At 42.2% G+C, this 19,335-nt stretch carries 18 protein-coding genes and 1 riboswitch; of the genes, 3 read left to right on the top strand and 15 right to left on the bottom strand.

Features of this window, described 5'->3' with window-relative positions; all coding sequences use genetic code 11:
• Nucleotides 1-74 precede the first annotated feature (74 nt).
• From ADF75_RS06455 to ADF75_RS06425, 7 genes are all read right to left on the bottom strand, one after another.
• Nucleotides 75-878: an ABC transporter ATP-binding protein gene (locus ADF75_RS06455; RefSeq protein ID WP_048789547.1), complete on the bottom strand. Its 804-nt coding sequence runs from the start codon at nucleotides 876-878 to the stop codon at nucleotides 75-77.
• Nucleotides 879-891: 13 nt separating this feature from the next.
• Nucleotides 892-1,785 carry an ABC transporter permease gene (locus tag ADF75_RS06450; protein ID WP_048689748.1) on the bottom strand — a complete coding sequence of 298 codons (894 nt, stop codon included), beginning with the start codon at nucleotides 1,783-1,785 and terminating at the stop codon, nucleotides 892-894.
• Nucleotides 1,786-1,795: 10 nt separating this feature from the next.
• A complete protein-coding gene (locus ADF75_RS06445) occupies nucleotides 1,796-2,770 on the bottom strand; it encodes an ABC transporter substrate-binding protein (RefSeq protein WP_048789546.1) in 975 nt (324 codons plus the stop codon).
• Between the two features lie 427 nt (nucleotides 2,771-3,197).
• Nucleotides 3,198-4,451 (bottom strand): hypothetical protein, encoded by a 1,254-nt coding sequence (locus tag ADF75_RS06440; RefSeq protein ID WP_048789545.1) that lies wholly within the window; start codon nucleotides 4,449-4,451, stop codon nucleotides 3,198-3,200.
• Nucleotides 4,452-4,563: 112 nt separating this feature from the next.
• Complete coding sequence (locus ADF75_RS06435; protein ID WP_023027140.1) at nucleotides 4,564-5,913, bottom strand: hemolysin family protein; 1,350 nt, start codon at nucleotides 5,911-5,913, stop codon at nucleotides 4,564-4,566.
• Between the two features lie 103 nt (nucleotides 5,914-6,016).
• Entirely contained in the window at nucleotides 6,017-7,498 is a 1,482-nt protein-coding gene (locus ADF75_RS06430; protein WP_048789544.1) for a M protein trans-acting positive regulator PRD domain-containing protein, read from the bottom strand.
• A 155-nt stretch (nucleotides 7,499-7,653) separates the two neighbouring features.
• On the bottom strand, nucleotides 7,654-8,781 hold the full coding sequence (locus tag ADF75_RS06425) for an AI-2E family transporter (RefSeq protein ID WP_048789543.1): 1,128 nt from the start codon (nucleotides 8,779-8,781) through the stop codon (nucleotides 7,654-7,656).
• Nucleotides 8,782-8,837: 56 nt separating this feature from the next.
• Here ADF75_RS06425 and ADF75_RS06420 point away from each other — a divergent pair, with 56 nt between their 5' ends.
• The gene (locus ADF75_RS06420) at nucleotides 8,838-9,641 is read left to right on the top strand and encodes an ABC transporter ATP-binding protein (RefSeq protein WP_048789542.1); all 804 of its coding nucleotides are present in this window, start codon (nucleotides 8,838-8,840) and stop codon (nucleotides 9,639-9,641) included.
• 83 nt (nucleotides 9,642-9,724) lie between these two features.
• Here the strand turns inward: ADF75_RS06420 and ADF75_RS06415 are convergent, their stop codons facing one another.
• The 8 genes from ADF75_RS06415 to ADF75_RS06380 all read right to left on the bottom strand — a co-directional run bounded on the left by ADF75_RS06415 (nucleotide 9,725) and on the right by ADF75_RS06380 (nucleotide 16,153).
• The gene (locus tag ADF75_RS06415) at nucleotides 9,725-11,779 is read right to left on the bottom strand and encodes a cation:proton antiporter (protein ID WP_048688260.1); all 2,055 of its coding nucleotides are present in this window, start codon (nucleotides 11,777-11,779) and stop codon (nucleotides 9,725-9,727) included.
• Between the two features lie 3 nt (nucleotides 11,780-11,782).
• Nucleotides 11,783-12,046 (bottom strand): hypothetical protein, encoded by a 264-nt coding sequence (locus tag ADF75_RS06410; protein WP_006595800.1) that lies wholly within the window; start codon nucleotides 12,044-12,046, stop codon nucleotides 11,783-11,785.
• The gene (locus ADF75_RS06405) at nucleotides 12,039-12,596 is read right to left on the bottom strand and encodes a class I SAM-dependent methyltransferase (RefSeq protein ID WP_048789541.1); all 558 of its coding nucleotides are present in this window, start codon (nucleotides 12,594-12,596) and stop codon (nucleotides 12,039-12,041) included. Before ADF75_RS06405 ends, ADF75_RS06410 begins: the two co-directional genes overlap by 8 nt.
• A 10-nt stretch (nucleotides 12,597-12,606) precedes the next feature.
• On the bottom strand, nucleotides 12,607-13,539 hold the full coding sequence (locus ADF75_RS06400) for a TIGR01212 family radical SAM protein (protein WP_048688267.1): 933 nt from the start codon (nucleotides 13,537-13,539) through the stop codon (nucleotides 12,607-12,609).
• A 23-nt stretch (nucleotides 13,540-13,562) separates the two neighbouring features.
• Nucleotides 13,563-13,874: an MGMT family protein gene (locus ADF75_RS06395; protein WP_048688271.1), complete on the bottom strand. Its 312-nt coding sequence runs from the start codon at nucleotides 13,872-13,874 to the stop codon at nucleotides 13,563-13,565.
• A gap of 3 nt (nucleotides 13,875-13,877) precedes the next feature.
• Nucleotides 13,878-14,528: a phosphatase PAP2 family protein gene (locus tag ADF75_RS06390; RefSeq protein WP_048789540.1), complete on the bottom strand. Its 651-nt coding sequence runs from the start codon at nucleotides 14,526-14,528 to the stop codon at nucleotides 13,878-13,880.
• Nucleotides 14,518-15,075 carry an ECF transporter S component gene (locus tag ADF75_RS06385; protein ID WP_048789539.1) on the bottom strand — a complete coding sequence of 186 codons (558 nt, stop codon included), beginning with the start codon at nucleotides 15,073-15,075 and terminating at the stop codon, nucleotides 14,518-14,520. Before ADF75_RS06385 ends, ADF75_RS06390 begins: the two co-directional genes overlap by 11 nt.
• Before the next feature lie 215 nt (nucleotides 15,076-15,290).
• Nucleotides 15,291-15,525, bottom strand: a riboswitch (FMN riboswitch).
• Nucleotides 15,526-15,610: 85 nt separating this feature from the next.
• Nucleotides 15,611-16,153 carry a tRNA (cytidine(34)-2'-O)-methyltransferase gene (locus tag ADF75_RS06380; protein ID WP_048789538.1) on the bottom strand — a complete coding sequence of 181 codons (543 nt, stop codon included), beginning with the start codon at nucleotides 16,151-16,153 and terminating at the stop codon, nucleotides 15,611-15,613.
• Nucleotides 16,154-16,453: 300 nt separating this feature from the next.
• Here ADF75_RS06380 and trkA point away from each other — a divergent pair, with 300 nt between their 5' ends.
• Complete coding sequence (trkA, locus tag ADF75_RS06375; RefSeq protein ID WP_048688284.1) at nucleotides 16,454-17,809, top strand: Trk system potassium transporter TrkA; 1,356 nt, start codon at nucleotides 16,454-16,456, stop codon at nucleotides 17,807-17,809.
• 3 nt (nucleotides 17,810-17,812) lie between these two features.
• Entirely contained in the window at nucleotides 17,813-19,273 is a 1,461-nt protein-coding gene (locus ADF75_RS06370; protein WP_048789537.1) for a TrkH family potassium uptake protein, read from the top strand.
• The last annotated feature ends 62 nt before the right edge of the window (nucleotides 19,274-19,335 follow it).

The raw sequence follows: 19,335 nt of genomic DNA, 5'->3' as shown, positions 1-19,335 counted from the left end.
TCAACCACTGCGTCTTGCTCGATAATCCAAAGACAATTGAGAGGATAGGACTTTTGTCCCAGCCTCTTTTTCGTTTATCCTAAAACCAATTCGTCACTCACCAAGGTTTCACCACTATTCTGATGGAAAAGGCGCATCAAGTCTTCAACCGTCAGGTTCTTCTTTTCTTCCCCTTTAACGTCGACCACAATCTTGCCTTGGTAGAGCATGATCAAACGATTGCCATATGCGATGGCATGATTCATATCATGCGTAATCATCAAGGTTGTCAAATCATGGCTTTCCACGATTTTTTGCGTCAATTCCATGACCATTTCACTGGTTTTGGGATCGAGCGCTGCGGTATGTTCATCCAGTAGCAGGAGTTTGGGTTTGACCAAGGCAGCCATGACCAAGGTCAAAGCTTGCCGTTGTCCCCCTGATAAGTATTGCGTGTCCACTTTGAGGCGATTTTCCAAGCCAATATTGAGTTCCTTCAAGGCCGCTTTAAATTCCTCGCGGTCTTTTTCTTTGACGCCCCAACTGAGTCCCCGTCTTGCTCCTCGTTTTTTAGCAATGGCCATATTCTCTTCAATGGTCAAGCGGGAAGCCGTTCCCATCTTAGGATCCTGGAAAACACGCGCAATATCCTTGGCACGCTTCCGAACACTAGTCTGCTTAATGGATTTTCCTTCTAGAAGGATATCTCCTTGGTCCACTTGCAGGCCACCTGCCAGAATATTCATCAAGGTCGATTTACCGGCTCCATTTCCTCCGATGACAGAAATGAAATCTCCTTCTTCTACTGTCAGATCCAAACCTTTGAGAACATGGTTTTCATTGACCGTACCTGCTTCGAATGTCTTATGGATGTCTTCAATTTTTAACAATGTTGCCATTTATCTTCTCCTTCTAGTTGCTGGTTAATTTTAATCCACGAATCTTGAGACGTTTCTGGGCTTCTGGTGCGAACAAGACCAAGGCCAAGAGAATAGCGTTAAACAAACGGACCAAGTTTTGGTCTAGGTTTGGAATTTCGTAGATATTGAGGATAATGAGGCGGTAGACAATTGCCCCCACTCCAATCGAAAGCAAGCGTCCTCCAATGGTCAAATCATGGATCAAGACTTCTGCTAAAATAACAGCACTGAGACCTACGACGATGGTCCCTGTACCAGAAGTCACGTCTGAAAAGCCATCTGTCTGAGCGAAGAGAGCCCCACACAATGCCACCAAGCCATTGGAAATCATGTAACCGAAAATCTTCATGGTGTCCACATTCACCCCATTGGCCTCACTCATCGGGATATTGTCACCAGTCGAACGAAGAACCAAACCAATCTGGGTTTTCATCAAGAGGGTCAAAATCAGACAGACCAATAACAAACAAGCAATACTAACAGCAAAGACTGCCTCCTCATTGGACAAACCCAAGCCCATCACCGACTTGAAAATGGTACTAGAATCTCCAATGGATAAATTAGGGACGCCCCCCATAATCTTAATATTGATTGAATAGAGTCCCGTCAGAGTCACAATCCCTGTTAAGAGCGCTGGGATCTTCATCTTGGTATGAAGAAGACCAGAGACCAAACCTGCTAGCATCCCTGCTAAAATCGAGAAGAGGGTCGCTAGCCAAGGGTTTTGCCCTGCTTGGATTTGGGACGCAACGACTGCAGCACCAAGTGGGAAAGCCCCTTCTGCTGTCATATCCGCTATATCTAAAATGCGGAATGTTAAGAAAATACCAATGGCCATAATCGACCACAATAAACCTTCAGATAAACTTGATAATACTAAATCCATCATCCATCTCCTATTTCTTTTCGTTTATACCAGAGAGATCAATTCCTAATTTCTTAGCCATCTCTTTGTTAACATACAATTCTAGATTTTTAGGGGCCTCCACTGCCAGTTCGCCTGCCTTTTCCCCTTTCAGGATACGAATCGCCATCCGAGCAGATTGACGCCCTAACTCGGTGTAGTCTGTCCCATAGGTATAGAGTCCTCCTACTTGGGCCATTTCAATCGAACCTCCAATAACTGGAACCTGATGTTTCAAAGACACTTGTTTGATGGTTTCCATTGTGGAAGAAATGATGTTGTCTGTAGGGACAAAGACCATATCGACTTCTGACATCAAACTGTCAGTCGCTGCCTTTACATTATTACTGTCTAAAATGGTCTTCTCTACGACACGGTAGCCTTTAGCCTCAAGGACCTTCTTGGCTTCCTCTTTTTGAACGACTGAGTTGGGCTCACTTTGCGTATAGAGGATCCCGATTGTCTTAGCTCTTGGCAAAACCTTTTGAATCAGATCGACTTGCGTAGCAATGGCATCTGAAGATTGGTCACTCGTTCCTGTCACATTGCCACCAGGTTGATCCAAGTTCTTGACCAGCTTGGCAGCCAGAGGATCCGTCACTGCAGAAAATACTACAGGAGTCGTTTTGCTTGTATTGGCGATACTTTGTGCTGACGGAGTCGCAATGGCAAATACAAGATCACTTTCCTGTGACAATTGATTTGAAATATTTTTCAAATTTCGCTGCTCCCCTTGGGCATTTTGATAATCAATTTCAATCTCTTCTCCATCCACATAACCTTGTTTGGCTAACTCTTCGACAAAGCCTTTTCGAGTCGCATCTAGAGACTTATGGGTAATATACTGAGAAATCCCAATCTTGATCTTTTGATGCTTAGAGGTCTTCAAGTGGTGGAGGGTCAAGAGGGAGGTCATTAGTAGACTAACTACCAGGACCGGGGCAATTAACTTCTTTACAATTTTCATGAAACATGTCTCCTTCTCTAAAACATTCAAACAGAATACAAAAAACCGTTTAGATGATTCTAAACGGTTGGTATCATTCCTCACAAACTTAAAAGTATGCCAGCATTGCCGTCCATTTAGATATCATCTATATGGACCACAATCAAAAATCTTAGCCACATAGATACAAACAAATTGCTCGTTTCGTTTGCATCCATGAGTTCATGTCTACAAACATTATCTAAAGTAGCTAAAGTAAAAGTTTTGATTCAACAATGTGGAGTTCGTGTTTTTCATAAGATTCTGCTTTCGTTTTTTTATGTTGACTATCTTACCGAAAATTTTTCAAGCTGTCAACCCTAAATTCAGAATTTTTTTAATTATCTTATTTTTTCTACGTATATCAACAAAAAAAGTGCCCGATTAGGGCACTAAATAAGCGAATATCTTATTTTTTAAAGGAGTATTCAATTCCATAATCATTTCCATCCACGGAAACTTTCAGCGTTCCATTTTCAATTTTATACTTGAGGTCGTATTGAAGGATATGATTCGAATCTTCATCCTGAATGAATCGGTGATCTTTTTCATCTACCTCACCTTCAAAGGCTACCATTTTAAGAGTGCCTTTTTTCACATCGATTTCAAGTCCCATATCCTCTAAATAGGAATTCTCACTGTTTTCTTGGATATAGTCTAAGGCATCCTCAACAGAGTAAAAATCATTGTCCCCATCATCATAGAGTTCCTTTGCAGCTCCCTTGAAATCAATCTTACTAACCACACTGATGGTCACTTTTTTCCCCTTTACCTCTACGATCATATCAATGTCTTTTATAAATTCACTCGAAATATCTGATGTAGCAGAGAAGGTGCCTGAAAAAGCAGACTTCATTGTCTTTTTCATTTCAGGAGTAGCTGACCATTTTCCTTGAATACTATTTGGATTTTTAGCAAATAAGAAAAATGCAAGTACAGATAAAACTGCAACAGCAACAAGACTACATAAACCAATAATCAGCCCTTTTTTAGACTTCTTACCTGGCATTGGAGCTTGTCCCATATATGGGGAATTAGCCTGGTAATTCAGCTGCCCATTGTTTGGATAGCCTCCCTGCATCTGAGCGTTGTTATAAGATGCGAAGGGCGCTCCTGCTTGAGCCGCCTCCTGAACAGGAGCTTGTGGCTGAGTTCCACCTTGTCCAAAAGCCTGTCCTTGATGCTGATAAGGACTTGTTCCACCTTGGAATTGATTTGGAGTTGGACTTGCACCTCCAAATGGGGCTTGGCCTGTACCTCCAAACTGTGTTTGTTCTGGGGCTGGTGTTGCACCTCCAAATGGCGTTTGCTCTGGAGTTGGCGCTACTCCTCCAAACTGTGTTTGCTCTGATGCTGGTATCGAATCTCCAAATGGTGTTTGTTCTGGCGCTAGCGTTGCTCCTCCAAATGGCGTTTGCTCTGGGGCTGGCGCTGCTCCTCCAAATTTGGCTTGTTCTGGAAACGGTAAGGGACCTCCAAATTGTCCTTGATTGGAAACAGGAGCTGTTCCCTCAAATGGAGATTGAATTGGGTTTACGGGCGTATTCGGTGTCGCTTGTGTTTCAGGACTTCCAAACGCACCAAAAACCTGTTGGATCTCCTCTTGATTGGCTGGTCGACCATGGGCTCTCTCAAACTCTGCTAACCATTCTTCTTGTTTCATTGCTATCTCCTTATAACCACTAATTATTTTATTATAAATTAATTTGGTTAGAGATGCAAACTCAACTAAAATGAGCATAAAAAAATCAGGGAAACTCCCTGATTTGATGTTCTTATTCTTGACCTTTTGTCGCTTGCTCATCTTCATCGACTAGGTCACTGACCTCAACCTTCACCTTGGTGACACGACCATTTTTTACCTTATCGTTTGTAAGGATCAGATGCTTCTTCATACTGTCTACTTCAAAACTCAAGCGTTCCTTGTGACCTGGAATCCGTCCGACACCAGTCAGGTAGTAGCCTGCAATGGTATCCACATCATCACTTTCCAACTTCACATCAAAATACTCATTGAAGTCATTTAGGGTCACAATCCCCTGCACAATATAGAGGTTGGGTTCAATTTCAAATACGTCATTTTCAGCCTTATCGGTCTCATCATCAATTTCACCGACGATTTCCTCCAGAAGGTCCTCCAAGGTTACCAGACCAGCCATTCCTCCATACTCATCAAGCAAAATGGCCATCTGATTTTGTGTATTCCGGAGCTCCTTCAAAAGATCATCCACAAAGATCGTTTCCGGTACAAATAGTGGTTCCTGAAGAATCTTGCGAAGAGCGATGTTATCAAATCCATTCACAAAACCTTCATTAAGCAAACGTTTGGTATGGATCAGACCAATGACATTGTCCTTGTCATCATCATAGACAGGAATACGAGAAAAATTCTGCTTTAAGATACTTTCGATGATTTCTCTGGTATCATCTTGGATATCCACCATAAAGGCATCCGTACGAGGAACCATTAGCTCACGCGCCATCAGCTCATCTAGTGAAAAGACTCCTTGCAACATTTCAATCTCGTCAGCATCCAGACTTGTTTCACTCTTAGCTAGCATATAGGCAATCTCATCCCGTGACATCTCTTCGTCTGCATCATCGAATTGCATAGGGGTCAGACGACTGACCAGATTGGTTGATGCCGATAAGAGCCAGACAAAGGGGCTAACGATTTTTCCTAGTAAAATCACAATTGGAGCCGTTCGAATAGCCAAACTATCTTTCAGATTCATGGCAATACGCTTCGGATATAACTCACCAAATACAATTGAAATATAGGTCAGAAAAGCCAGTGAGAGGAAGCTAGCTATCGCACGTGCTGTCTCCGTATTTCCCATCCAAGAAGCGATTACTTTCCCAAGATCATCAGCTAGGCTTGCCCCAGATAAGATAGTAATCAAGGTGATACCAACCTGAATCGTAGATAAAAAGTGGTTGGGATTTTCCAATACCTTTAAGAGACGAATATATTTCTTATCACCTTCCTCAGCCTTTTGCTCTACGCGAGAACGGTTCAGCGATACCATTGACATCTCCGTTGCAGAGAAAAATGCATTTAATAAGGTCAATACAAATAGTAAAACAAATTGCAGTATTAAATCCTGACTGCCAGGGTCTTCCATGGATATTCTCCTCAATGTATAGTAATAATGCCCATTATATCATATTTTTTAAAATGATGCATAGTCGCAAAAATTTCCCTCCTAAAAGAGGAGGGAAGGCCAGTTATACTCCATAACGTGTAAAATCATAAAAGAGTACATTCAGTTTTTCTACAAGTTCCAAAAGGGTCAAACTACTTGTACAAATAAATTTTTTCCCTTTGATATTCGGAATCATAAAGTTGGCAACAATGACATCATATTCGGTATGCTCTAGTTCATGAAGATTAAAGTCATGCTTTATGACCTGTGAAAACTCAAAGTTATCCGTACAATAGAATTTTAAGAAATCAATCATGGACTTAGCATGATGGTCATCGTATCGGCTAATGATTAAGACTTTGACAGCTGTCCGTCTCCTTAATAGTTGAGGCAATAGATTTTCCCAATGTGAAAATACGGTATAAATCTGATGCTTGAGGTTTTCAGGATTTTCATGAAAGCCCATCTCTTTGAGATAGTGATACAAACCAGTTTCAACATCCTGATAAAATTTAGGGAAGAGGGTTCGATAATCCTCATTGGTATAACTCTTGGTATCATAGAGAAGAAATTCACCAAAGATTTCACGCCGCTCCAAATAGGCAGTGTTGTGAATATGCATGATCATCTCTTCATAATTCTCAAGTTCTAACCCATAAGATTCACTCAGGTGATCAAGAAATTGAGAGGCTAAAATATAGGATTTTTTTGTAACAGCATCTTCCTCAGTAGCGTCGATTAAATCCTGTGGGGTAAAATAGAAGCGTTTCTGTAGGAAGATAATAAAGAGCTGTTCAATGGTTTCTTCATTAAATTCTACACCCAGCTGCAAACCAAAATAACGAAGCATCTCATTGATTTTTGGGAGCTCTTGATAGAGATAGGCGTATTGTTCAAAATTATTGGCCCCTTCAATTCGATAACCTTGCTTAATCCGGTATAGGTAGACCGTCAGCATAATTTTATAGGAATGGAAGATCGAATAAGTCAGTGGGATTTCTGTCAATTTATAGAAGAAGGTGATGAAATCAATAATGACTTGCTCTCTGATATCTGGAAATGGCCACTCTAAATAATAATACCGCTCTGCAAAATACTGGGAATAGAAAAATCGAATATCGACCTCGTCCCCCACAACATTTAGAGGATTCAAGGTGATTCGAATATTGTACTTTTCCTGAATAATTTGGTTGATATTTCGAATCAAGCGATAAAATGATTGCTGGCTGAGATCATACCGTCTACAAATTAAGTCACTGGAAACATCCTTATGGAAGAACAAGTATTCCAAGAGGGAGAAAGCTGTAGATTCTTTAAAGAAGTGATGATAGACCACCTCAATCCCAATCGAATCGTCATAGCTAATCTTAATACCATTTGTCGAAGATTCAATCAAAAATTCATTAAAGACCGTCCGTAAATTTGAAAGATCCTCCTTTAATGACCGCTCTGTACAATCTAACATTTCAGCGAGTTCCTTCAAATGAAACCAGCGCTTTTCACGAATTAATGTTTCTAGCAAACGCATTTGGCGTCGCTGCTTTTTGGCAAGCAATTCTATCATCTTATAGAAACTCCTTGATTTTGTATCATTACTAATTCATTATAACATATTTTCTTAAAGGAAAGCTAAAACTTTAAGATTCAAGTACTCAGCCTATCCTTTCTAGGTCCATACTCAAAAAGGAATGGTCACCCATTCCCTTCTTGTTTATTCTGTTAGGATTTATTAATGATTCCAAACTCTTCTTGCTTGCGCTGTTCCTTTGTCTTTTTATGGTTTTCATACAAGGCCACGAGGAATTTCACGATCTCTTTACCGATCGAATAAACCGGAATCGCCACAACCATCCCAATCACACCATAGATGTTACTGGATAAGAGCAAGAGGACCATGATGGTAATAGGATGCACCTTCATCACTCCTCCCACAATCCGAGGATAGAGGATATTTCCGTCAATCTGTTGGACGATGAGCATAAAGATGACCGCTTTGATCATCATATTGAAATCCGTGAAGGCATAGGTAACCACCATAGGAATCAAGCCAATCGTCGGTCCAATATAGGGAATGAGGTTGGCCAAGGCTGAGAAAATGGCAAAGACCAAGGCATACTTCAAACCGATAAAACTGTAGCCAATAAAGGCTAAAGTCCCGATGATTAAAGCATCGATAGAAATCCCACTAATATAGCGAGAAACTGTTTGGTTGAGACTCACTAAGAGAGAGGTAATATTCCGCCGGTCATTTTTTAGGATAGTCCGCTCTAACATCGGTAGCAGTTTTTTCCCATCAATCAAGAAGTATACCAAGAATATCGGTGTCATCACCAAAATGAAGAGTGTATTGACAATCGTTGACACCACACTACCTAAACTATTGGTCACACTGTTTAAGATATTTTGTAGAATATCCACATAAGACAGGTTTAACTGCTGAATGGTTGATTGAATATTGATACTCTGAAAGGCCGGATTTTTCGATAACTTCGTCACAAAACTTTGCACTTCCCAATACAAACCTTGGGTTGAATTAATCAAGCTTGTCAACTGGTTGATCAAAATAGGCAGGATATAAACAATCCCATAAATAATCAATCCAAAAAGGGTTACCAAGGTTAATAGAATGCCCAAAATTCGATTCAGATGAAATTTCTTTTCCAAAAATTCTACGATTGGATTGGTGATATAGTACAAGAAACCAGCAATCAAAAATGGAAGAATAATGGTATTCAGAACGGATACAAAGGGAGAGATCAGGCTTCCCATACTTCCCCAAATATAGAATATAATCGTTAATAATAGGACTTCACAGGTCCAGAAAAATAATTTACTTTTATGAAACATCCCTTTCCTCCTATCTGCTATTTTATCATATTTATGGTAAAATAGAGAATATTTTTATGAAGGTTAAAAAGATGAAAGAAAGCTTAATTGAACTGAAAGACGTCACTCTCAGAAAAGAAGGAAAAAATCTCCTTTCCCGTTTGAATTGGACCGTCAATAAGGGGGAAACCTGGGCCATCCTTGGACTGAATGGTGCTGGCAAATCGACCCTACTCCGTCTCTTAATGGCGGAATATTGGAAAACGGAAGGGGAAGTTTCTGTCCTTGGAACACAATTTGGCCAAGGAGGGATTCCTGAACTCCGCAAGCGAATCGGAGTGGTCAGCTCCTTTATTTCTGAGCGCATCCCTGAATCTCTATCCCCAGAAGAAATCGTCCTCACTGGAAAATACAAGAGTAGCATTCTTTATACAGCTTATGGAGAAAAAGAACTCGAGGAAGCACGATCCATGTTGCGTCGCATCGGTGCTGCTTCTTTGATTGGGCGAAAATACCGGACTCTCTCTCAAGGGGAAAAACAGACGATTCTAATCGCCCGTAGTCTCATGGAAGAGCCCGATCTTCTCATCTTTGACGAAGCCTCCAGTGGGCTTGACTTATTTGCTCGGGAAGCGATCTTTCAGCTGATCCAACAGATCAAGCAGATGGAAAAGGCGCCGACCATTCTCTTTGTCACCCACCATGCAGAGGAAATCACCAAGTCCTTTAGCCATGTCCTTCTCCTCAAGGAGGGACAAAGTTTTGCCCAAGGGCCTAAGGAGGAAATTCTCACTCAAGAAACGCTATCAGCTTTCTATGGAGGAAAGGTCCAGCTGATTCCAATCGGGGAAGAACGCTATTATATCCAGCCAGAGCATTAAAAAGAACCTACTAAGATACAAAACAAAGAGATTGGGACAAGCGTCGCCAATCTCTTTTCTTTTATTAAGGCGGAAACTCACTTTTACCGATTCCGAGCATAATTGATCATGTCATAAGGAAGAGTATTGGCACTTTCTCTTAAGGAATAGTTTTCCAATTCGTTGACATTTTGGCGCATGCGACGCGCATACTTGGCCGAAATCAAGTGCTGCTCCTCATATTCGAAAATCAATTTTCTTTCTAAGTAATAGCCTCTTAGCATCTCGTCAATATTATTAGGCTTGATGCGATTGATAACCCGCTCTACAAAAGCACCACTGGTAATCAACGATGTTTCTCGCAGACGAGATTCTTGAAGGAAGGAAATCAAGGTACTCCGATAAATCCCTTTTAGGTTTTCCAAACTCTCGATAATGATTTCCGTATTGGCCAGATACAAGGCAGCAATCTGGTCATAGTCGATGGCTTCAAGCTTGTAATTCTCTCCGTTTTTCCATGCCCGAATACCGGAACCAAAGGTCACAAGCTCGTGCAACAGCAGGCGGAGCAGGCGGAAGAGCACCAAGAAATAATAGGTCAGGCGCGATGATAGATTGCGGTTGACCTTCTGCTCCATGGCCCGAAGATAACGTTGATAGACATGGTAACTTCTATCTCGAATCTTTCCTTCTTCATAAGCCTGTTCCAAACCATCATTCTCAATACTGAGTATAAGGAGTTTTAGTTGTTCCCAGTCTCTTTGGGTCGCTTTATCCTCCTGACTGAGAATCATATTTTCTATCCGCCCATGATAATTATCAATCGCAGCATAGAGAGGTCCCTTCTGCTTGGTCACCGTCAAGTCTTTCTCCAATAGCATGACGACATCATTCAAGATAGCAATATGCATCAAATGATCATTGGATTCCTCTTTGTCCTCGGATAGTTTTGGGAGGACGAGAAGCCCGATTAAGAAACTACACAAGGTGACTCCTGCTACTAAAAACAAGAGAACTGGATATTCTGCTTCTAGATGCGTCGGTATCAAGAGAATGGTCGCGATAGACACTGTTCCTTTGACCCCTGAAAAGGTCAACAAGAGGGCATCTTTCAAATACTTGTCAATGGATTTTTTCAATCGGAAACCCCGATACCAGTAAAATCCATACACCATCAAAAAGCGAATCAGGAACAAGAGCCCCGTCAATAAGAGAACAGTCACAATCAAGAGCAGATTGTTGTAAAAGGGAGTCCTCAAAATTGGCTCAGAAATCATCTCCAGCTCCATCCCCAAGAGGACAAAGACAGACCCATTGAGGACAAAATTGACTGTATTCCATACCGTATGCGTGACCGTATCCACCTTGGCTTCTAGTAGGGTAATTTTCTTAAACCGACTAGCCTTTAGGATCCCAGCCACGACAACCGCAATAATCCCTGATACATGGATCTCTTCTGCGATAAAGAAGGTCAGTAAGGGAAGACTCAATTCTAAAATGAGTTCACTGGCAATATCCGTTGCCCGAACACTGAGCAGTAATTTTTGAAGCCCACGGTTGACAGCAGCTGTCACAATCCCGACCGCAAACCCTCCTAAAATAGAGATGACCAAGTCCCAACTAGCTTGGCCCAAGGAAAAGACTCCTGTGGTCCATGCAGCTAGAGCCACACGAAAGGCAACCAAACCTGAAGCATCGTTGAGCAAGCCCTCTCCTTTTAGAATGTTGGAGATTCGTTTTGGAAAGGTAAAGCGTTCCGAAAGGGAGGCAAAAGCCACCAAATCAGTCGGCCCGAGCGCTGCCCCTACTGCCATACAGGCCGCTAGTGGAATTCCTAGCCACAAGAGATGGGCCAACCACCCCAAGCTAAGGGTCGAAATAAAAATAACTGGGAAGATTAAAAAGGCGATAATGCGCCAGTGCTTCAGAATCGAGGTAATGTCTGCTTCTTCTGCCTCTCGAAAAAGGAGCGGTCCAATAACCAAGGCCAAAAAGAGCTCGGTATCTAAGTGGTACTCCGAATTGGGTAAGAGAAAGCCAATCCCAATCCCCAATAATATCTGGATCAAAGGGAGGGGTAAGGTAGGAATCAACTTATTGGTCGCATTGGAGACAATCAGGATCAAGGAAAAGACAATGGCGTATACAAGAATCTCCATCCCTTATCCTCCTGATCGTTGGTTACAACAGTCCTCAAAAAGTTGCTTTTGTTCTTGGATCTTTTGATCAATCTTTGTCAGATCCTTGTGCTCAATTTTCTTCTGGCAACGTTCCATTTCAAGAGAGACCAGCTTCTTCTTGATTTTGATCATCTTTTTGCTCATCCGTGCTTCATCTAAAAAACCAACGGCACGTTCATGAGAGGTGGACTCCACAAAATCGTGGCGAAGAGCATCAATTTTATTTTTTAAAAATTCTTTATCCATGGCGATAACTTTCTAATTTTTCGATCATGACCAAAAATGGAGGATGATTGATCTGGTTCAGGGTCCGGTAACTAGTGACCGTAAATTCTTGTTGAGGAAGTTGGGAGACAAACTCCAAGACAGCATCTTTTTCTAGGTCCCCACCCTCATGACCATAATAGATCATAATGGCAATCCGCCCACCCTTGATCAAGCAGTGACAAAGTTTATCGATGGCTTGGATCGTTGTTTTAGGCTGGGTAATGATGGACTTGTCTGCTGAAGGAAGATAGCCTAAGTTGAAGATAGCCGCCTTGACCTGGTCCACATAGCGATCTACTTCTTCATGCCCCTTTAAAAGAAGATGGGCATTGGAAAGTCCTGCTTCTTCCAAGCGCTTTTGCGTATGGACCAAGGCCTGTTCTTGAATATCAAATGCATAGACTTCTTTGGCTAATTTCGCCAAGAAAAGGGTATCATGCCCATTTCCCATGGTCGCATCAACCACAGTATCTTGATCTGTAATGATCTCCCTAAGAAAATCATGGACCATCTCTAATGGTCGCAACATGCTACTCCTCCTATTTTCCTACTTTACAGCCTTGAACACTTCCACGACGACGCATCTCAGCTTCAATGGCATTCAGTACTTCCCACTTATTGAGACTCCACATTGGTCCTATCAACATTTCGCGTGGAGCATCTCCTGTAATCCGGTGGATGACGATCTCCTTGGGAATGATCTCTAGTTGGTCACAGATGACCGACACGTATTCCTCCTGACTCATCAATTGCAATCGCCCTTCATGGTAGTCTCGTTGCATCCGGGTATTGGTCATCAGATGGAGAAGGTGCAATTTAATGCCCTGGATATCGTTGTCTGTTACACAACGGCGGACATTCTCCACCATCATCTCATGCGTCTCCCCAGGAAGACCGTTGATTAAGTGTGAAACAATCTCTGCCTTAGGGACCTGTTGGCGAATCCGCTTCACCGTTTCCACATAGAGTTCATAGCTATGGGCTCGGTTGATCAATTCAGATGTCGTTTCATAGGTCGTCTGCAAACCCAGCTCAATAGTCACATGCATGCGCTCTGTCAATTCTGCTAGATAGGCCAACGTTTCATCCGGCAAGCAGTCTGGTCGTGTCCCGATGTTAATCCCTACGACACCTGGTTCATTGATGGCTTGCTCATAGCGCTCCCGAATGACATCGACGGATTCATGCGTATTAGTGAAATTTTGAAAATAGACCAAATACTTTTTGACATCGGGCCATTTGCGGTGCATAAAATCAATTTCTTTGTAAAACTGATCCCGAATAGGGGCATCTGGAGCTACGATGGCGTCCCCAGAGCCAGAAACTGTACAAAAAGTACAGCCCCCACGAGCAACAGTTCCATCACGATTGGGACAGTCAAAGCCCGCATCGATTGGGACTTTGAAGGTCTTTTCTCCAAATAAGGTTCGGTAATAATCATTTAAGGTCGTATAGGATTTCATACCCCTCATTATAGCAAAAAAGCAGAGTGAACTCAAAGTTGAGTCTCCTCTGCTTTCCATTTGTATTTCTTAAGATCCACACAACCGTTGGATTTGCATTCCACCCCTTCTGCCCAGAGAAGCGTGCCTTGCTCTTCCCAATCAGGAGCCAGGCGACCAGTAGAGGTCACGACCCGATGACAGGGATAGGTCACAGCTTTAGTAGAAGTCGCCAAGACCTTGCCGACCTGGCGAGCATGGCGAGGATAGCCAATGAGTTGGGCAATTTGACCATAGGTGGCCACACATCCCAGGGGAATCTGAGCAACGACTTTTAGGACCTTTTCTTCAAATAAATCGTTCATGCTTTACTTCTGCTTACTCTTAAAGCGCCATTCAAAACGCAAACGGTCGTAATAAGGAAAGACCATTTGCAACAGACCAAATCCCAAAAGCATACTTCCTGTGACGTCTGTCGGGTAATGAACCCCAACATAGACACGTGATACAACGATGGTCACCATACAAAGAAAGAGGGCAAGCTGAGCCAGGACTTTCCCGACTTGAGAGGTCATCCGTTGCCCTACCACAATGATCAAACTACCGAAGACCAGGGTGGCTGCCAAGGAGTGGCCACTTGGGAAAGAATAGCCCCCTTCTTGAACCAAATGTTGAAGTGCTGGTCGTGGGCGTAAATAGATGTGTTTCAGGATCACCACGAGTAATCCAGTTGTAACCAAACTCCCGGTGAGGAGGATGGCCTCCGTATACCATTTCTTCCAGACAAAGAAGAGGACAATGACGCCAACCCAGGATGCAACAACGGGTGTGTTCATCAGCACTGTTACACGGGTAAAGAAGGCTGTCAAATAGGCTGGTAAATCCCCGCGAATAGCCGATTGAATCGGTTGATCGATTCCGACTAAATTTTCAGGATAAAATTTGACTACATAGCCCAGAATCATAAATAACAAAAGGGCAAAAGAGCCCTTTAAAAAATGAGATTGTTTATTTTTCATAGATTTTAAGTAGGGGCTGTACGACGGTGTATACCATCCAGAAGGTCACAGCCCAAATCAGTCCTTCTATTAGATTAAAGGGAACAACCATACTGAGAAGATACTTTTCAACTCCGACCATCTTTGCGATGTCAAAACCAACAAATTTAGCATAGAGAGGGATGGCATAATAGTAATTGACTAGGAGCATGGAAATGGTTAGACCAATGGTCCCAACTAGACTAGCAATTACAAACCGAACCAGGTTTTTCTTCTTATTCCAAATGACTGCAAATGCTAAGACAAAGACTAAGACAGCAATTATGTTAACTGGTAAGCCAACCAAGGTCTCAGCTCCTCGACCATTCAAAACCAACTTGAGAAGCGATCGAATCAAAACCACCACAACTGAGCTCTTTAGATCTAATAGAACTAAGGCGAGTAAGATTGGAATCGTACTAAAGTCAACCTTTAAAAAATCAATCCCTATGGATAGTTGATAAAACATCAATAGAAAAGAAAGTGCAGATAAAACAGCCACTAGGGTCAGTTTACGAGTATTTGTCATCACAGGTTCCTCCAATTTTTACTAAAATTAGAAGAAGTTGGAAAGATTCCCTTAACCTTATTCTATTTCAATCGTTTTAAAGAAAACTTAAACAGTTCCTTAATACTTGACGAAAACAGCCCTGATGCTACAAGAAAAAGCGCAAAGACTAATTTCTTATAAAATCAACAAAATTTCCATCAAGTCCATCATCAATAAGAACAGGTTTGTTCCTCTCTCGTCTTCTCCCATCCAGACTATACTGTCGGTTGTGGAATCACACCACATCAGCTTGCGCTCGCGGACTTCTTTTAGAGTATGGAAATGGAGATTTTTCTTTTAGACGAGGCGACAAGCTCTAGGCATAACTTCTAGTTAGGCAAAGCTTGGCAACAAAGTAGAAAAGGAAAAGAGCATTTCCTAGTAAAAGTCACCGCCGGTCGGGAATTACACCCTGCCCTGAAGACTCCTTAATCATAACAAAAAACACCTGCTATTGCAAGTGTTTTGTAATATCAAAAGTTACAACGAAACCCCTTTTGCAAAGAGCCTCTTCCTACTTCAACTTATCTCCCTCATACTGATGGACCAACTCTAAGCCTGCAAACTCCTGTTGTCTGAGGGCTTCGTATACAATCATACAAACGGTATTGGAGACATTCAAGCTTCGAACATGCTCATCATTCATCGGAATCCGAATCGCCTTTTCAGCATGAAGCCGCATAAAATCCTCTGGTAAGCCTTTGTCCTCACGACCAAAAATGAAATAATGTTCTGCATCATCATTATAATCCACATCCGAATAGGTCTGGTCAGCAAATTTTGAAACCAGGTGGACCTTTCCTCCAGCTGCAGCATCCATAAATTCATCCAAGCTATCGTAAAAGCGAACATCCAACTTATCCCAATAATCCAGTCCCGCACGTTTCATCTTCCGATCATCAATAGGAAAAGCCATGGGCCGTATGATGTGAAGGGGGGCATTGGTAGCTGCACAAGTACGAGCGATGTTCCCTGTGTTTTGGGGAATTTGAGGTTGATAGAGAACTACATGGTTTTTTGATTTGGTTTCTGTATAAGCTAATTCTTCAATATTCATCACGATCTCATTTCTGGCAAAAAAATAGCCACACTGCCCGGAGTCAAGCTCAGCAAACAGCGTGGTTACGACTTCATTAACTTAACTCACAACAGGTTTGAGGTAAATCAATGAGGTTACTGTATCAGTATACCACTTTCATGCCTCCTGTCAACTATTTCGACAAAAAAATTTCACTTTTTTACATTCTCTTTCATGTAGTTTAGAGAATCTGGTTCTTTATGCCTTATTTCCACCATTAAGAGGTGATTTTTTTTTGAAAATAGAGTAAGATAGAATCATACTTTGGAGGAAATATTCATGAAAATTATTGTAGTTGGAGGCGGTAAAGTCGGAACAGCACTCTGTCGTTCCCTCGTCGCGGAAAATCACGATGTCATCTTGATTGAACAAGATGAAGCCGTTGTTAATCATATTACCAAACGCTACGATATCATTGGTATTGTTGGAAATGGTGCCAACTTTAAGATTCTCGAACAAGCAGATGTAGCCGACTGTGACATCTTTGTCGCCCTAACAGAGCAAGACGAAGTCAATATGGTATCTGCCGTCTTAGCCAAAAAAATGGGAGCCAAAGAAACCATTGTCCGGGTCCGCAATCCGGAATACTCAAATTCCTATTTTAAAGAGAAAAATATTCTCGGCTTCTCTCTAGTTGTCAATCCTGAGCTTCTTGCCGCCCGCTACATTGCTAATAGCATTGACTTCCCAAATGCCTTATCTGTTGAGCACTTCGCTGGTGGGCGAGTGGCCTTCATGGAGTTCAAAATCAAGGAGGAAAGCCCGCTCTGCCAGATGACCCTTTCTCAATTCAGAAAGAAATACGGAAACATCATTATCTGTGCTATCGAACGACAAGGTCAGTTAACGATTCCAGATGGCGACTTCACTTTACAAGCCTTTGATAAGATTTTTATGACTGGAAATCGAGTGGAAATCGTAGACTTCCACAATAGCATTCGACCGCAAGTCGTTAAAAGCCTGCTTCTGATCGGAGCTGGCAAGATTTCCTACTATCTCCTAAATATTTTGGAAAATAGTAAACGGAAGATCGACTTAAAAGTCATTGAAATCGATCAAAAACGGGCAGAATGGTTTAGTCAAGAATTCCCTGATCTCTATGTTATCCAGGGAGATGGAACATCAAAAGATATTCTAATGGAAGAGCGCGCAGGTAACTTCGATGCCGTGGCGACTCTAACAGGGGTCGATGAAGAAAATATTATCGCTTCTATGTTCCTAAATAGCGTAGGGGTTCAAAAGAATATTACCAAGGTCAACCGGACTAGCCTGCTGGAAATTATTGATCGGCAAGATTTTTCAAGTATTGTGACACCGAAGGGCATTGCGGTGGACACCATCATGCATTTCATCCGTGGACGCTACAATGCCCGCTATTCAAATCTTGAAGCCTTGCACCACGTTGCCAACGGTCAAATCGAGACCCTTCAATTCCAGATTCGCGAAGAAAACAAAATGACGGGCAAACCTTTGGCACAACTGAAATTGAAAAAAGGTGTTCTCATCGCAGCCATTATTCGAAACGGGAAAGCTATTTTCCCAACTGGGGATGACCATCTTTTGATAGGGGATCGCATTATCGTTACTACCCTAATCAGCAACATCACTAAAATCTATGATTTGTTAGAGGGGTAAGCCATGAACAAAAGTATGATTCGCTACCTTTTAGCAAAACTCCTTCTGATTGAAGCCATGTTACTCTGTGTGCCGATTGTGGTTGCACTTCTCAATCTAAAGAACGATTTTGTTGTCAAGGATAGCCCGACTGTCTTTATCTCCCTATTTGCAACCATTGCCATCCTCCTTGTATTGGGAGGCATTGGTTCCTTTTTCAAACCCAAAGATTTTCACATCTATGCAAAGGAAGGCGTTCTGATTGTGGCTTTGTGTTGGATCCTCTGGTCCTTCTTTGGCGCTCTTCCTTTTGTCTTTTCAGGGCAAATCCCAAACATCATTGATGCATTTTTCGAAGTTAGCTCTGGTTTTACGACCACAGGGGCAACCATTTTAAATGACGTCTCCGTCCTCAGTCCTGCTCTTCTCTTCTGGCGTAGTTTCACCCACTTGATTGGAGGGATGGGGGTGCTAGTCTTTGCTCTAGCTATTATGGACAATAACAAGAACAGCCACCTCGAAGTGATGAAGGCAGAAGTGCCAGGTCCCGTATTTGGTAAAATTGTATCCAAATTGAAGAACACAGCTCAAATCCTTTATTACCTCTATTTGGCCCTCTTCTTCCTCTTTGTCGTGATCTACTTCTGTGCTGGCATGCCTCTTTATGATAGCTTTATCATTGCTATGGGAACTGCTGGTACCGGTGGATTCACCGTCTTCAACGACGGGATTGCCCACTACCATTCGACTCTCATCACCTATTTGGTCAGCTTTGGAGTCTTGGTCTTTGGGGTCAATTTTAACCTTTATTACTACATCATGCTTCGCAAGTTCAAAGCCTTCTTCGGCGATGAAGAACTTCGCACCTACCTGATGATTGTCGGGGTTTCTTCCCTTCTGATTGCCTGCAATATTTTCCATCTCTATCATAATTTTGCAGATAGTTTTGAAATGTCCTTTTTCCAAGTCTCCAATGTCATTACCACGACTGGATTTGGTTTTGGCAATACTGTTGATTGGCCGCTCTTTTCTCAGTTCCTCCTTCTCATGCTCATGGTGGTTGGTGGATCCGCTGGGTCAACGGCTGGGGGACTAAAAGTGATTCGCTGCTTAATTCTAGCTCGGATCGGGAAGAATCAAATTCGTTCGACTCTCTCACCCAATCGGGTGATGACTCTGCATGTGAATGGCACTGCCTTGGATAAAGACACCCAGCACAAAATCTTAAAATATTTCGTAGTCTATACCTTGATTACGATCGCCCTCATTGCGGTTGTCAGCTTTGACAGCAACAATTTTATGACGGTTGTCAGTGCAGTCTTTAGTTGCTTTAACAATATCGGACCGATGATTGGGACAACGGATACCTTCGCTATCTTTAGCCCCATCTCTAAATTCTTACTATCAATTGCCATGATTGCAGGACGGTTAGAGATCTACCCGATGTTACTACTCTTTATGCCTCGCACCTGGTCAGATCGCTAAAAACAAAAAGTTTTGGAGAATTTCCAAAACTTTTTTCTTTGCTCTGAGTATGACTTCTTATA

This window comes from Streptococcus sp. 1171_SSPC (assembly GCF_001069335.1).
GTDB classification, from domain to species: Bacteria; Bacillota; Bacilli; order Lactobacillales; family Streptococcaceae; genus Streptococcus; species Streptococcus xiaochunlingii.
This window is presented reverse-complemented; position numbering and strand designations above follow the sequence as displayed.

Bases quoted from the DNA above. Each gene is read 5' to 3' on its own strand.
- ADF75_RS06455 (WP_048789547.1), bottom strand. From the start codon at position 878: ATGGCAACATTGTTAAAAATTGAAGACATCCATAAGACATTCGAAGCA.
- ADF75_RS06450 (WP_048689748.1), bottom strand. From the start codon at position 1,785: ATGGATTTAGTATTATCAAGTTTATCTGAAGGTTTATTGTGGTCGATT.
- ADF75_RS06445 (WP_048789546.1), bottom strand. From the start codon at position 2,770: ATGAAAATTGTAAAGAAGTTAATTGCCCCGGTCCTGGTAGTTAGTCTA.
- ADF75_RS06440 (WP_048789545.1), bottom strand. From the start codon at position 4,451: ATGAAACAAGAAGAATGGTTAGCAGAGTTTGAGAGAGCCCATGGTCGA.
- ADF75_RS06435 (WP_023027140.1), bottom strand. From the start codon at position 5,913: ATGGAAGACCCTGGCAGTCAGGATTTAATACTGCAATTTGTTTTACTA.
- ADF75_RS06430 (WP_048789544.1), bottom strand. From the start codon at position 7,498: ATGATAGAATTGCTTGCCAAAAAGCAGCGACGCCAAATGCGTTTGCTA.
- ADF75_RS06425 (WP_048789543.1), bottom strand. From the start codon at position 8,781: ATGTTTCATAAAAGTAAATTATTTTTCTGGACCTGTGAAGTCCTATTA.
- ADF75_RS06420 (WP_048789542.1), top strand. From the start codon at position 8,838: ATGAAGGTTAAAAAGATGAAAGAAAGCTTAATTGAACTGAAAGACGTC.
- ADF75_RS06415 (WP_048688260.1), bottom strand. From the start codon at position 11,779: ATGGAGATTCTTGTATACGCCATTGTCTTTTCCTTGATCCTGATTGTC.
- ADF75_RS06410 (WP_006595800.1), bottom strand. From the start codon at position 12,046: ATGGATAAAGAATTTTTAAAAAATAAAATTGATGCTCTTCGCCACGAT.
- ADF75_RS06405 (WP_048789541.1), bottom strand. From the start codon at position 12,596: ATGTTGCGACCATTAGAGATGGTCCATGATTTTCTTAGGGAGATCATT.
- ADF75_RS06400 (WP_048688267.1), bottom strand. From the start codon at position 13,539: ATGAGGGGTATGAAATCCTATACGACCTTAAATGATTATTACCGAACC.
- ADF75_RS06395 (WP_048688271.1), bottom strand. From the start codon at position 13,874: ATGAACGATTTATTTGAAGAAAAGGTCCTAAAAGTCGTTGCTCAGATT.
- ADF75_RS06390 (WP_048789540.1), bottom strand. From the start codon at position 14,528: ATGAAAAATAAACAATCTCATTTTTTAAAGGGCTCTTTTGCCCTTTTG.
- ADF75_RS06385 (WP_048789539.1), bottom strand. From the start codon at position 15,075: ATGACAAATACTCGTAAACTGACCCTAGTGGCTGTTTTATCTGCACTT.
- ADF75_RS06380 (WP_048789538.1), bottom strand. From the start codon at position 16,153: ATGAATATTGAAGAATTAGCTTATACAGAAACCAAATCAAAAAACCAT.
- trkA (WP_048688284.1), top strand. From the start codon at position 16,454: ATGAAAATTATTGTAGTTGGAGGCGGTAAAGTCGGAACAGCACTCTGT.
- ADF75_RS06370 (WP_048789537.1), top strand. From the start codon at position 17,813: ATGAACAAAAGTATGATTCGCTACCTTTTAGCAAAACTCCTTCTGATT.